10 protein-coding genes are annotated in these 13,445 nt (G+C 70.8%); 2 read left to right on the top strand and 8 right to left on the bottom strand.

Features of this window, described 5'->3' with window-relative positions; all coding sequences use genetic code 11:
• Positions 1 to 3 precede the first annotated feature (3 nt).
• Positions 4 to 1,002 (top strand): inorganic phosphate transporter, encoded by a 999-nt coding sequence (locus QA802_RS19810; RefSeq protein WP_319172203.1) that lies wholly within the window; start codon positions 4 to 6, stop codon positions 1,000 to 1,002.
• A gap of 136 nt (positions 1,003 to 1,138) precedes the next feature.
• On the opposite strand, the gene pstB is transcribed toward QA802_RS19810, so the two are convergent.
• The 8 genes from pstB to mshD form a co-directional block, all read right to left on the bottom strand.
• Entirely contained in the window at positions 1,139 to 1,915 is a 777-nt protein-coding gene (gene pstB, locus QA802_RS19805) for a phosphate ABC transporter ATP-binding protein PstB (RefSeq protein ID WP_334524455.1), read from the bottom strand.
• Between the two features lie 50 nt (positions 1,916 to 1,965).
• On the bottom strand, positions 1,966 to 3,030 hold the full coding sequence (gene pstA / locus QA802_RS19800; RefSeq protein ID WP_334524452.1) for a phosphate ABC transporter permease PstA: 1,065 nt from the start codon (positions 3,028 to 3,030) through the stop codon (positions 1,966 to 1,968).
• On the bottom strand, positions 3,027 to 4,115 hold the full coding sequence (pstC, locus tag QA802_RS19795; RefSeq protein WP_334524450.1) for a phosphate ABC transporter permease subunit PstC: 1,089 nt from the start codon (positions 4,113 to 4,115) through the stop codon (positions 3,027 to 3,029). The genes pstA and pstC overlap by 4 nt, the downstream gene beginning before the upstream one ends.
• A gap of 153 nt (positions 4,116 to 4,268) precedes the next feature.
• Entirely contained in the window at positions 4,269 to 5,396 is a 1,128-nt protein-coding gene (pstS, locus tag QA802_RS19790) for a phosphate ABC transporter substrate-binding protein PstS (protein WP_334524448.1), read from the bottom strand.
• Between the two features lie 345 nt (positions 5,397 to 5,741).
• Positions 5,742 to 6,185, bottom strand: coding sequence for an NUDIX hydrolase (locus tag QA802_RS19785; protein ID WP_334524445.1), 444 nt, complete (start codon positions 6,183 to 6,185; stop codon positions 5,742 to 5,744).
• Positions 6,186 to 6,343: 158 nt separating this feature from the next.
• Complete coding sequence (locus QA802_RS19780) at positions 6,344 to 7,651, bottom strand: CHAD domain-containing protein (RefSeq protein ID WP_334524443.1); 1,308 nt, start codon at positions 7,649 to 7,651, stop codon at positions 6,344 to 6,346.
• On the bottom strand, positions 7,632 to 9,863 hold the full coding sequence (locus tag QA802_RS19775; protein ID WP_334524441.1) for an RNA degradosome polyphosphate kinase: 2,232 nt from the start codon (positions 9,861 to 9,863) through the stop codon (positions 7,632 to 7,634). The genes QA802_RS19780 and QA802_RS19775 overlap by 20 nt, the downstream gene beginning before the upstream one ends.
• Positions 9,864 to 10,533: 670 nt before the next feature.
• Complete coding sequence (mshD, locus tag QA802_RS19770) at positions 10,534 to 11,460, bottom strand: mycothiol synthase (RefSeq protein ID WP_334524438.1); 927 nt, start codon at positions 11,458 to 11,460, stop codon at positions 10,534 to 10,536.
• A gap of 159 nt (positions 11,461 to 11,619) precedes the next feature.
• Here mshD and QA802_RS19765 point away from each other — a divergent pair, with 159 nt between their 5' ends.
• Entirely contained in the window at positions 11,620 to 13,431 is a 1,812-nt protein-coding gene (locus QA802_RS19765; protein ID WP_334524435.1) for a bifunctional metallophosphatase/5'-nucleotidase, read from the top strand.
• Positions 13,432 to 13,445: the final 14 nt, after the last annotated feature.

The raw sequence follows: 13,445 nt of genomic DNA, 5'->3' as shown, positions 1-13,445 counted from the left end.
TTCATGGACACCTTCGCTCTGATCGTGACCATCGGCGTCGCGCTCGGATTCACCTACACCAACGGTTTCCACGACTCCGCTAACGCGATCGCCACGTCGGTCTCCACCCGGGCGCTGACGCCGCGCGCCGCGCTGGCCATGGCCGCGGTGATGAACCTCGCCGGCGCCTTCCTTGGCAGTGGCGTCGCGCACACCGTCAGCAAGGGGCTGATCGAGACCCCCGACGGCTCCAAGGGCATGGGGATCCTGTTCGCCGCGCTGATCGGCGCGATCGTCTGGAACCTCGTGACCTGGTACTTCGGGCTGCCCTCGTCGTCGTCCCACGCGCTGTTCGGCGGCATGGTGGGCGCGGCGCTCGCCGGCGGTACGGAGGTCATCTGGTCCGGGGTGCTCGACAAGGTCGTCATCCCGATGTTCCTGTCGCCAGTGGTCGGACTCGTCGCCGGTTATCTGGTGATGACCGCCATCCTGTGGATGTTCCGGCGGGCCAATCCGCACAAGGCCAAGCGGGGTTTCCGCATAGCTCAGACGGTGTCGGCGGCCGGCATGGCGCTGGGGCACGGTCTGCAGGACGCGCAGAAGACGATGGGCATCGTGGTGATGGCGCTCGTCATCGGCGACGTCCAGAGCGCCGACGCACCGATCCCGGTGTGGGTGAAGATCGCCTGCGCCGTGATGCTGTCGCTCGGCACGTACGCGGGCGGGTGGCGCATCATGCGCACGCTCGGGCGGAAGATCATCGAACTGGACCCGCCGCAGGGCTTCGCCGCCGAGACCACCGGCGCCGGGATCATGTTCACCACCGCGTTCATGTTCCACGCGCCGATCTCGACCACTCATGTGATCACCTCGGCGATCATGGGCGTGGGAGCGACGAAGCGGATCAACGCCGTGCGGTGGGGGGTCGCCAAGAACATCGTGATGGGCTGGTTCATCACCATGCCGGCGGCCGCGATCGTCGCCGCGTGCGCCTTCTGGATCGTGGATCTGGCCTTCCTCTAGATCCTCCAGATCCTCCAGATCCTCTAGATCCTCCAGATCCTCTTGAGTCGAGGAAAGAGCCCGCCCCCGGGAGCAGGGGCGGGCCCTTTCGTGTGCCTCGCGGTGGCACCGCCATGCAGCACCGCGAGGTGTCCGGTCAGCCGAAGCGGCCCGAGATGTAGTCCTCGGTGGCCTGCACCGACGGGTTGGAGAAGATGCGCGCGGTGTCGTCCAGCTCGATCAGCTTGCCGGGCCGGCCGACCGCGGCCAGGTTGAAGAAGGCCGTGCGGTCCGAGACGCGCGCCGCCTGCTGCATGTTGTGCGTCACGATGACGATCGTGAATTGTTCCTTCAGCTCGCCGATCAGGTCCTCGATGGCGAGCGTCGAGATGGGGTCGAGGGCCGAGCAGGGCTCGTCCATCAGCAGGACCTTCGGCTCCACCGCGATGGCGCGGGCGATGCACAGCCGCTGCTGCTGGCCGCCCGACAGGCCCGCGCCCGGCTTGTTGAGGCGGTCCTTGACCTCGTTCCAGAGGTTCGCGCCCTGGAGGGACTTCTCGACGATGTCGGCCAGTTCGCTCTTCTTGTAGGAGCCGTTCAGGCGCAGGCCGGCCGCCACGTTGTCGAAGATCGACATCGTGGGGAACGGGTTCGGTCGCTGGAAGACCATGCCGACCTCGCGGCGGACCGACACCGGGTCCACGCCCGCCCCGTACAGGTCCTCGTCGTCCAGCAGCACCTTGCCCTCGACCCGGCCGCCCGACGTCACCTCGTGCATGCGGTTCAGCGTGCGCAGGAACGTGGACTTGCCGCAGCCGGAGGGGCCGATGAAGGCCGTCACCGAGCGCGGCTCGACGGTCATCGAGATGTCGTCGATGGCCTTGTGGGACCCGTAGTACGCGCTCAGCCCGCTGACGTCGATTCGCTTGGCCATGTCTTCCACTTCACTTCCCGGTCATATGGATCAGTCGCTGCATGGCCGCTTCAGCGACCGGTCTGCGGGGCCTTCCAGCGGGCGATGCCGCGGGCCACCAGGTTCAGGATCATCACGAAGGCGATCAGCGTGAGCGACGCCGCCCAGGCGCGGTCGTAGGCCGCCGTCGAACCCGCGCTCTGCGCGTACTGCTGGTAGATGTACAGCGGCAGCGACGCCTGCGCGCCCTCGAAGGGGTTGGCGTTGATGAACGGGTTGCCGAAGACCAGGAGCAGGACGGGGGCCGTCTCGCCGGCGATACGGGCGACCGCCAGCATCACGCCCGTGATGATGCCTCCGACGGACGTCGGGACGACCACCTTCAGGATCGTGCGCCACTTGGGAACGCCCAGGGCGAGCGACGCCTCGCGCAGTTCGTTGGGGACGAGTTTCAGCATCTCCTCCGTCGAGCGCACGATCACCGGCATCATCAGGATCGCCAGGGCGAGGGAGCCCGCGAAGCCGAACGGCTGCAGGTCGAGCATCAGCATCAGGCTGAGGATGAACAGGCCCGCCACGATGGACGGGATGCCGGTCATGACGTCGACGAAGAACGTGACCGCCTTCGCCAGACCGCCCCGGCCGTACTCGACCAGGTAGATCGCCGTCAGGATGCCGACGGGCGCGCCGATCGCCGTGGCGAGACCCACCTGCTCCAGGCTGCCGAGGATCGCGTGGTAGATGCCTCCGCCGGGCTCGCTGTCCGCGACCACGCCCATGGAGTGGGTCAGGAAGTAGACGTCCAGGACCTTCACGCCGCGCGCGGCCGTCGTCCACAGGAGGGAGACCAGCGGGACCACGGCCAGCAGGAACGCCACCCAGACCAGGCACGTCGCGATCCGGTCCTTGGCCTGGCGGCGGCCCTCCACCTTCGCGGCGACGCCGTACGTGCCGAGAACGAAGAGGAGGCCGGCGATCAGGCCCCACTGGACCTTGCTGTCCAGGCCCCCGGCGACGCCGATGACGGCCGCGAGGACTAGCGAGCCGGCCGCGATCGCCCAGGGGGACCACTTCGGCAGGCTCGCGCCGCGGAGCGTGCCGGGGGCCTTGTCGGCACTTGTGCTTGCGTGGCTCATGCGTTGGCCCCCGAGTACTCCTTGCGACGGGCGATGATCATGCGCGCCGCGCCGTTGACCAGCAGGGTGATGACGAACAGGACCAGACCGGAGGCGATGAGCGCGTCACGGCCGAACTCCGTCGCCTCGTTGAACTTGCTGGCGATGTTCTGGGCGAAGGTGCCGCCGCCGGGGTTCAGCAGGCTGGCGTGGATGTCGAAGTCCGGGGAGAGGACCGTGGCCACGGCCATCGTCTCGCCGAGCGCGCGGCCGAGGCCGAGCATCGAGGCCGAGATGACGCCGGAGCGGCCGAAGGGGATCACCGCCATGCGGACGACCTCCCAGCGGGTGGCGCCCAGCGCCAGGGCCGCCTCCTCGTGCGTCTTCGGGACCTGGCGGAACACCTCGCGGCTGACGTTGGTGATCACCGGAAGGATCATCACGGCCAGCAGGATGCCCACGGTGAGCATGGAGCGCGGGGCGCCCCGGTCCCAGGAGAAGACGCCGGTCCAGCCCAGGTAGTGGTCCAGCCAGCCGAACAGGCCGTCCATGTGCGGTACGAGGACCAGGGCGCCCCAGAGGCCGTACACGATGGACGGGACGGCGGCGAGCAGGTCGATCACGTACGCGACGGGGCCGCTCAGGCGGCGCGGCGCGTAGTGGGTGATGAAGAGCGCGATCGCGACGGCGATCGGGACCGCGATGACCATCGCGATGACCGACGACACCACCGTGCCGAAGGCCAGGACCGCGATGCCGAACCGCGGCGGCACGAGGCTGGTGTTCCACTCGAACGCCGTCAGGAAGTTCGCGTCGTCCTTGCTGATGGCGAGGCTGGCGCGGTACGCGAGGAACACCGCGATCGCGGCCATGATCGACAGCAGGAAGATGCCCGAGCCGCGCGAGAGGGCGAGGAAGATCCGGTCGCCGGGTCGGGTGGCGCCGCGCGCCGCGCGCTTCTTCTCGTCGGTTGTCGCGGGGGGCGGGGAGGGGGGCGTGGTGGTGGAGGGCGTGATGGTGGAGGTCGTGGTGGGGGGTGACGGGTTCGGCGGGGGTGTGGGGCGTGGGGTGTCGTCGGTGTCCGACGTCTGCGTCTCTATGTCCATGGGGGTCTCCGGTCTGCGGAGCCGCCTGTGGGTGTGGGGCGGCTCGGGTGGGGCCGGATCGCGGGCGGCGGCCCCTGGCGGCGGTGCACCGGACGGGTGCGGTCGGTCCGGTCCGGGTCGCACCCGGCGCCGGACCGCACCGCACCGCTCAGATCAGCTCAGGCCCTCGATGGTGGTGCGGACCTTGGCGATGATGGCGTCGGGGATCGGGGCGTAGTCGATGCCCGCGAGGACGCCCTGGCCGTCCTCACTGGCGATGTAGCGCAGGAACGCCTTGGTGGCCGGCAGGGTGTCGGCCTTGTTGCCCTTGTCGCAGGCGATCTCGTACGTGACCAGCGTGAGCGGGTACGCCCCGTCGGCCTTGGTGTTGTAGTCCAGCTTCAGCGACAGGTCGCTGCCGGTGCCGACGATCTGCGCGGCGGCGACGGCCTTGGTGGCGCCGTCGGAGGAGGCCTTGACCGGGGCCGCGGCGCCGGTGTCGACCGCGACGGTGCCGAGACCGTCCTTGGCGTACGACAGCTCCATGTAGCCGATCGCGCCGTTGGTCTGCTTGACGCCCTGGGCGACGCCGGAGGAGCCGGCCGCTGCCTGGCCGCCCTTGGCCTGCCAGGCCTTGCCGCCGCTGTAGGGCCAGTCGGTCTTGGCGGTGGCGATCAGGTACTTGGTGAAGTTGTCGGTGGTGCCGGACTCGTCCGAGCGGTGGTACGGCTGGATCTTCAGGTCGGGCAGCTTCGCGGCGGGGTTCAGCTTGGCGATCGCGGCGTCGTTCCAGTTGGTGATCTTGCCGTTGAAGATCTTGGCGATCGTCGCTGCGTCGAGGACGAGGTCGTCCACGCCGGAGACGTTGTAGGCGATGGCGATCGGTCCGGCCACCATCGGCAGGTCGATGCCCTGGCCGCCCTTGCAGACCGACTTGGAGGCGGCGACGTCCTCGGGCTTCAGCGCGGAGTCCGAGCCGGCGAAGGCGACCTGGCCCTGCGTGAAGGCGGTGACGCCCGCGCCGGAGCCGGAGCCCTTGTAGTTGACCTGGACGCCGGAGCAGGCCTGCGTGAAGTTCTTGACCCAGGCGTCGATCGCGTTCTTCTGCGCGGAGGAGCCGTCGGCGAGGAGCTGGCCCTTGGCGTCGTCGCACTTGATCGCCCCGGCGGCCGTGGTGGCCGAGGAGCTGCTGCCACTGCCTGCGCCGGTGTCGTCCGAACCGCACGCCGTGAGGGCCAGGGCGCCGGAGACGGCGAGAGCACCGAGGGAGAGAGCCCGCCGGTTCATGCGCGAAAGCTTCACTTGAGGAAGGTCCTTCCAGGAGCCGCCGGCCTGAATCCGGCGGCGTGCGTGCGGTGGGTGCGAAGTCTGTCGGGTGCGAAGTCGCACCGGGTAAGGCTGAAATTAGGCAGACCAGGTGAAGGCGCTCACGGACGGGAGTGAACGGGGAGTGAACCCCTGGGGACGGTGCGGTGAGGCCCCGGAACGCTCACACCTGGGGCGTGGGGGGGCATGGGGCATCGGGCAGGGGCCTCGGGCGTGGGGCAGGGGGGCGGGACCGGTATGAGGCCGGTCCGGGGCCGGTCCGGGATCGGTATGGGGGCTGGTCCGGGGGCCGGCTCCGGACCGGTTCCGGCCTTCGCACCCTTATGTCAGGTGCAGGACCTGCAGCAGTGCGTCCACGAGGGTGCGGTCCCTCGGCTGGGTGAGCCGGTCGCGGGCGGCGGGCGGCGGCAGCCAGAGGAGGCGGTCGACCTCGTCGTTCGGGGTGAAGACCCCGGAGACGGCCTCGGCCGCCCAGTAACGGACCTGCTTGGGGCGGCCGTTCACCTCGTAGCCCACGGTCGGCAGCGGCGCGCCGGGGGCGGCCCGGTGACCGGTCTCCTCCTCGACCTCGCGCAGGGCCCCCGCGAGCGGGTCCTCGTCGCGCTTCAGCTTGCCTTTCGGATGCGACCAATCGCCGTACTTGGGCCTGTGGACGAGACACACCTGCAGCCCGCCGTCCGTCGGGGAACGGCGCCACAGCACGCAGCCGGCCGCCTGGACGGGGGTGGGGTCGGAGGCGTCGTCAGGGTTCCTTGCCGTGCTCACCGGTGCTCACCGCCTGTCTGGTAGGGCTGTGATCTGGTCGGTCTGGGGTGGCTGGTCGGTCTGGGGTGGCTGGTCGGTCTGGGGTGGCTGGTCGGTCTGGGGTGGCTGGTCGGTCTGGTCGGTCTGGGGTGGCTGGTGGGCCTGAGGTGTCTGGTGGGTCAGGTCGGGCAGGTGGTGGTGACGGGTTGTTTCTGCCAGGTGCGCTGGAACTCGTACCGGGCCGCCTCCACCTCGTGACGCTGGTCCGCGTGCAGCACGCCGAGCGCGTATGCCGTCGCGGGTGCGATCCGGGGCGTCCGGGCCGCCTGCGCCGCGGCGGCGGCCGCCTCCGAGGCGTCCCGGTGCCGGTCGAGGGCGGCGCCGGCGGTCAGCAGACCGACGTCGTCCAGCGGAGCGTTCGGGCCGCTCAGGACCTCGCACGCGTACCGGTGCAGGCGCAGCAGGAGACGGACGTGGTGCCAGGGCGCGTCCTGCGGGTGCGGGACCGCGTCCGCCGAGAGGCCGTACATCAGGGCCTCCGCGTTGTAGGGGCTGCCCGCGGTGACGAGCGGCAGCGCGGCGACGGCGTCGGCGAGGCGTTCCTCGGCGGCGGCGGCGAAGGGGCGCAGGTCGGTGGTGGCGGCGGCCGGCGTGAGGGGGACCTCGCTCGCGAGGACGGCGGCCCGGTCCGCGACGGCGTGGAAGCGGGAGGAGCCGAGGGCCTGGAGCGCGGTCGAGTGGGCCCGGGTGCGGGCGAGGGTGAGCTGACGGTCCAGAAGGGCGCCGGCCTTCGCCGCGCCGACGGTGAGGGTCGCGCTCTGCGGACCGCGCGCGGCCCCCGCCGTACGGGGGCGGGTCGCCGCCGTGGCAGGAGGGGCGGCGGGCAGCAGGACAGGAGTGCCGGGTGCGACGGGGGCGTCCGGTGTGGGCTGTGTGGCGACAGTGCCCAGAGTGCTCGGTGTGCCCAGTGTGCTCGGTGTGGACGTTGTGACGGTCGTGCCCGGTGCGGGCGCGGACGTCGGCACGCGTACCGCCGACGGCTCCGGGGCCGCTCCGGACAGGCGGTTCAGGGCGAGCAGCAGGCGTTCCAGGCGGGCGCCGTGGGCGTGTTCCAGGGCCAATGTGGCGGACAGCCAGGACAGTTCGGGGCGGAGCGCTTCCGACCACTCGGAGTCGAGGAGGGGACGGAAGGTGCGCAGGGTGGCGCTGATGCGGCGGGCCGAGCGGCGCAGGGCGCGCGCCGCGTCGTCCCGTTCCTCCGCGCCGCCCGCCGACGCGTGCGACGTGCCGTGCGCCGGCGAATGCGACGTGCCGTGCGACGCGCCCTGAGGCGCACCGTGCGATGTCGCGTTCCCCGCCTCGCGGTGCTGGCGCAGCGCGCGGAGGAATTCCGTGGCCTGGGCCCGCAGGTAGCCCTCGAGGGCGTCCCCCGTGGTGACGGGCCCGGCCGCGGAGGCCGCCGTCAGGTCATGGTGTCGCTGTGCCACGCCGGCGCCTCCGGGCGTCTATGAGCATCTCCTGGACGTTGCGCAGGGGGCTGCCCTCCGCGTCGGTGGCGTGCCGGGTCCACTCGCCGTCGGGGCCGAGGTGCCAGGAGGCGGTGGCGTCGGACATGCCTGTTTCCAGGAACCGGTTCAGCGTCGCCCGGTGCGCCGGGTCGGTGACCCTGACCAGGGCCTCGATACGACGGTCGAGGTTGCGGTGCATCATGTCGGCGCTGCCGATCCAGACCTCGGACTCCCCGCCGTTGCCGAAGCCGAAGACGCGGGAGTGCTCGAGGAAGCGGCCGAGGATGGACCGGACCCGGATGTTCTCCGACAGGCCCGGCACGCCCGGGCGCACGGCGCAGATGCCGCGTACCCAGACGTCGACCGGCACGCCGGCCTGCGACGCCCGGTAGAGGGAGTCGATGAGCGCTTCGTCCACGATGGAGTTGACCTTGATGCGGACGTGCGCGGGCCGTCCGGCGCGGTGGTGCTGGATCTCCTTGTCGACCCGGGAGATCAGTCCGTCGCGCAGCGACTTGGGGGCGACGAGCAGGCGTCGGTAGGTCTCGCGGCGGGAGTAGCCGGAGAGCCTGTTGAAGAGGTCGGAGAGGTCCGCGCCGACCTGCGGGTCGGCGGTGAGCAGGCCGAGGTCCTCGTAGAGCCGGGCCGTCTTCGGGTGGTAGTTGCCGGTGCCGACGTGGCAGTAGCGCCGCAGCGTGTCCCCCTCCTGGCGGACCACCAGCGACAGCTTGCAGTGGGTCTTCAGACCGACGAGGCCGTAGACGACGTGGCAGCCGGACTCTTCCAGCTTGCGCGCCCACTTGATGTTGGCGTGCTCGTCGAAGCGGGCCTTGATCTCGACGAGGACGAGGACCTGTTTGCCGGACTCGGCGGCCTCGATGAGCGCGTCCACTATCGGGGAGTCGCCCGAGGTGCGGTACAGGGTCTGCTTGATGGCGAGGACGTCCGGGTCCAGCGCCGCCTGCTCCAGGAACGCCTGCACGGACGTCGAGAAGGAGTCGTACGGGTGGTGCAGCAGGACGTCCCGGCTGCGCAGGGCGGCGAAGATGTCCGGCGGGGACGCGGACTCGACCTCGGCGAGGTCGCGGTGGGTGCCGGCGATGAACTTCTTGTACTTCAGCTCGGACCGGTCGAGGCCGCTGATGCGGAAGAGGCCGGTGAGGTCGAGCGGGCCCGGCAGCGGGTAGACCTCGGCCTCGCTGATCTTCAGCTCGCGCACCAGCAGGTCGAGGACCTCGCGGTCGATGGACTCCTCGACCTCCAGACGCACCGGCGGCCCGAAGCGGCGCCGCATGAGCTCCTTCTCCAGGGCCTGGAGCAAATTCTCGGCGTCGTCCTCCTCGACCTCGAGGTCCTCGTTGCGGGTGAGCCGGAAGGCGTGGTGCTCCAGCACCTCCATGCCCGGGAACAGCTCCTCCAGGTGGGCGCCGATGACGTCCTCGATGGGGACGTACCGGCCGGGGGAGCTCTCCAGGAAGCGGGACAGCAGGGGCGGCACCTTGACGCGCGCGAAGTGCTTGTGGCCGCTGACCGGGTTGCGCACGACGACCGCGAGGTTGAGCGAGAGACCCGAGATGTACGGGAAGGGGTGCGCGGGGTCGACGGCGAGGGGGGTCAGGACCGGGAAGATCTGGTGCCGGAAGAGGGTGAAGAGGCGGGCCTGCTCCTTCTCCGTCAGCTCGCTCCAGCGGACCAGGTGGATGCCCTCCTCCGCGAGGGCGGGGGCGACGTCCTCGTGGTAGGTCGCGGCGTGCCGGGCCATGAGCTCCCGCGAGCGGGCCCAGATCATCTCCAGCACCTCGCGGGGCTGGAGGCCGGAGGCGGAGCGGGTGGCGACGCCGGTGGCGATGCGGCGCTTCAGTCCGGCCACCCGGACCATGAAGAACTCGTCCAGGTTGCTGGCGAAGATGGCCAGGAAGTTCGCCCGCTCGAGCAGGGGCGTGTCGGGGTCCTCGGCGAGCTCCAGGACCCGCTCGTTGAACGCGAGCCAGCTGCGTTCCCGGTCGAGGAAACGTCCCTGCGGCAGCTGTGGGCCGTCGTAGGGGGCCTCCTCGTAGGTGTCGAGGTCGGCGTCGATGTCGGGCTCCAGATCGGAGACGACGGCAGCCACGGTGTGCGGGCGGTGCGCGGCTATGGAGCCCACGGAGGGCTGCGCGTGCTGGACCTCGGCCTGGGTGTCTGACTGGCTCATGTACCTATTGTTCCGCGCGAACAGCGAGACGGGCGCGTCGGAACGTGTGGGCGGGGTCGCGGCGGAGCCTTGGTGGGGCTGAAGTGCCTCGGGAGGCGGCGAAGGCTCGGGCACGGCGGGCTTCATTCGCCGAGCGTCGCAAGGTCGTCTTAACCGACGGTTACGGAGACATGGCGTGCGGGATATCGGGGGGCGGCCTGCGGGGGCGGGGGCGGGGGCGGGGCGGGGCCGGGAGCAGGGTGGAGGGACGTCCCTCACGCCGGATCTCGCGGGTTCAGACCGTGCGGCGGCGCGGCAGCCGGAAGCCGGCGGCGGTCGCGGCGAACTTGGTGGCCAGCTGGCGGGTCGGCGGGGCGGCGGGTCGGGGACACTCCCTGCGTCCAGGCGGGCCGCGACGGTGCCGTGCTTCAGCTCGCGGCTGAACTGGGAGGGGAGACGCCTGGTCAGCGTGAGCAAGAAAGCCGTCATCACCGTGTCCGCCCTCGCGGCCCTCGCCGTCCTGGGCTGTCCGCTCTTCGCCGCAGGCGGCGACTCGAGCGGGGGAGGGAAGACGAACGGCGCAGTGTCTCCGTTCCCGGCCATGAAAGGGCGTCGGCGGCGACGGTGTGAGCCGAGCCCGGGCGCGGGAGGAGGCCGAGCTGTCCCGACGACAGCTCGGCCTCCTCGCGCCTCACGTCTCGGTGCGGTACATCAGGTCCGTCTCGTGGGTGAGGAAGCCCAGACGCTCGTAGACCGACACCGCCGCCTTGTTGTCGGCGTCGACGTACAGCATCGCGGTGGGCAGGCCCTGGGCCGCGAGATGGCGCAGGCCGATCGTGGTGAGGGCCTTGCCGAGGCCGCCGCCCTGGGCGCCGGGGGCGACGCCGAGGACGTACACCTCGCCGAGCTGCTCCTGGGCGTGGACCTTCGTCCAGTGGAACCCGACGAGTGTGTCGCCGCGGAAGGCGAGGAAGAAGCCGGCCGGGTCGAACCAGGGCTCGGACCTGCGGTCGTCGAGGTCGCGCTGGGTGAGGGAGCCCTGCTCGGGATGGTGGGCGAAGGAGGCGGCGTTGACGGCGAGCCAGGCGGAGTCGTCCCGCCCGGGCACGAAGGCACGGACCGTCACGCCCGAGGGCAGCACCGGGTCGGGCAGCTCCAGGTCGGTCAACGAACGCCGCATCTGGCGCAGTTCGCGGAACAGTGTGAGGCCGAGGACCTGGGCGAGGTGGCGGGCCGCGGAGTGGCCGCCGTGGGCCCACACCCGGAGCCGCTTGCCGGAGGCGGCGAGCAGGGCGGAGCCGAGTGCGCGCCCGTGGCCGTGGCCGCGGTGCGAGGGGTGCACGACCAGTTCGGCGGCGGGGGCCTCGACGGAGTCGGTGTCCTCCAGTTGGGCGTAGCCGACGAGTTCGTCCCCGACGGTCAGGACGAGGTGGGAGACGCCCTCGCGGGACCCTCCGCGCAGCTGCAGCCGCCCCTGTTCGGACACTGCCTGCTGGCCGTCCGCCCGGGCGGCCTCGGCGAGCAGGGCGAGGACGGCCTCGGTCTGTCCGGGGGAGAGCGCGGAGTGGGTCTCGATGGATCGGGAGCCGGGGAGCCGTGCGGTGTCGTCGCTGGTCATGCGTCGAGGGTAAGGGGCGGTTGCCGCAAAACGGGGGCAAAGGACAGGGCAAGGGGAAACCAGGTTGTGACCACGAACCCCCTGTCGCGCTACGCGCGTTGACCTTAGGCTGCGCCGGGACGGGAGCCACCGAATTCCAGCCGATCCACAGGGGGGCGCATGCCAGCCACTTCCCAGCCGCAGCCGAGCGACAGACGCGGCCGCCGCCGTACGTACCGTCTTGTCGCGGCCTCCGCCGTTCTCGCGACCGCCGGCGCCCTCGCCGCCGCGCTTCCGGCGGACGCGCACGAGGCCAAGCACGCAAAGCCGCGGCCCAGCCGCTACCAGGACGTGCAGTTGCTGTCCTTCAACGACCTGCACGGCAACCTCGAGCCCCCGTCCGGTTCGTCCGGCCGTGTCACCGAGCTGCAGGCGGACGGCACGACGAAGACGATCGACGCGGGCGGCGTGGAGTACCTGGCCACGCATCTGCGCGAGGCCCGCAAGGGCAACGCGTACTCGGTCACCGCGGCCGGCGGCGACATGGTCGGCGCCTCCCCGCTGATCTCGGGCCTCTTCCACGACGAGCCCACGATCGAGGCGCTGAACAAGCTCGACCTGGATGTGACGTCCGTCGGCAACCACGAGTTCGACGAGGGCGCGATGGAACTGGGCCGGCTGCAGAACGGCGGCTGTCACCCGACGGACGGCTGTTACGGCGGCAAGAAGTTCCGGGGCGCCGACTTCCCGTACCTCGCGGCGAACGTCCTGAACGAGAAGTCCGGCAAGCCGATCCTGAAGCCGTACTGGGTGTGGAAGAAGAAGGACGTCAAGATCGGCTTCATCGGCGTGACGCTGGAGGACACCCCCGGTGTGGTGTCGGCCGAGGGCGTCAAGGGCCTGAAGTTCAAGGACGAGGTCGAGACGATCAACAAGTACGCCAAGGTGCTGCAGAGGCAGGGCGTGAAGTCGATCGTGGCGCTGATCCACGAGGGCGGGCTGCCGGCCTCGGGCTCCTACAACTACGACTGTGACTCGCCGGGCGCGGGCGCCGGCATCTCCGGCCCGATCGTCGACATCGCGAAGAACGTCACGCCGGCGGTGGACGCGCTGGTGACGGGTCACACGCACGCGGCCTACGCCTGCACGATCCCGGACCCGTCGGGCAGGCCGCGCACGGTCACCTCGGCCGCGTCCTTCGGCCGTCTGTACACGGACACCACGCTGACGTACGACCGCTACACCGGCGACATCGCGCGCACGGCGGTCAAGTCGGCGAACCACGTGGTCACCCGGACCGTCGCCAAGGCGCCCGACATGACCGAGCTCATCAGCAGGTGGAACACGCTGGCGGCGCCGATCGGCAACCGCGCGATCGGCTACATCACCGCGGACGTCCCGAGCACGGGCACCGAGTCGCCGATGGGCGACCTGATCGCGGACGCCCAGCTCTGGTACGGCAAGAAGCTCGACGCGGACACCGACCTCGCGCTGATGAACCCGGGCGGCGTGCGGGCCGGCCTCACCTACGCGGCCAAGGGCGCGGAGGGCGACGGCGTGGTCACCTACGCCGAGGGCTTCACCGTGCAGCCGTTCTCCAACACCGTGAACCTGCAGAACTTCACCGGCGCCCAGCTGATCCAGGTGCTCAAGGAGCAGGTGAGCGGCCCGAACGCGACCGCGCCGAAGATCCTTCAGCCGTCCGCCAACCTGACGTACACGCTGGACCTGACGAAGGCCGGCGCGGACCGTGTCGTCACGGACTCCATCAAGCTGAACGGCGCGGCGATCGACCCGGCCGCCACCTACCGCGTCTCGACGAACAGCTTCCTCGCGGGCGGCGGCGACGGCTTCCCCACGCTGGGCCAGGGCACGAACGACCTCGTCGGCGTCGACGACCTGTCGGCCCTCGAGCAGTACCTGCTCGCCAACTCCTCGGCGGCGGGCCCGCTCGCGCCGCCGGTGGCGAACCGCATCACGATCGTGCAGTAACACCTGCTTTTCCC

This window comes from Streptomyces sp. B21-105 (assembly GCF_036898465.1).
GTDB lineage: Bacteria > Actinomycetota > Actinomycetes > Streptomycetales > Streptomycetaceae > Streptomyces.
This window is presented reverse-complemented; position numbering and strand designations above follow the sequence as displayed.

Excerpts from the sequence above, each read along its gene's own strand:
- QA802_RS19775 (WP_334524441.1), bottom strand. The coding sequence starts at position 9,863 with ATGAGCCAGTCAGACACCCAGGCCGAGGTCCAGCACGCGCAGCCCTCC.
- pstC (WP_334524450.1), bottom strand. The coding sequence starts at position 4,115 with ATGGACATAGAGACGCAGACGTCGGACACCGACGACACCCCACGCCCC.
- mshD (WP_334524438.1), bottom strand. The coding sequence starts at position 11,460 with ATGACCAGCGACGACACCGCACGGCTCCCCGGCTCCCGATCCATCGAG.
- pstA (WP_334524452.1), bottom strand. The coding sequence starts at position 3,030 with ATGAGCCACGCAAGCACAAGTGCCGACAAGGCCCCCGGCACGCTCCGC.
- QA802_RS19810 (WP_319172203.1), top strand. The coding sequence starts at position 4 with ATGGACACCTTCGCTCTGATCGTGACCATCGGCGTCGCGCTCGGATTC.
- QA802_RS19765 (WP_334524435.1), top strand. The coding sequence starts at position 11,620 with ATGCCAGCCACTTCCCAGCCGCAGCCGAGCGACAGACGCGGCCGCCGC.
- pstB (WP_334524455.1), bottom strand. The coding sequence starts at position 1,915 with ATGGCCAAGCGAATCGACGTCAGCGGGCTGAGCGCGTACTACGGGTCC.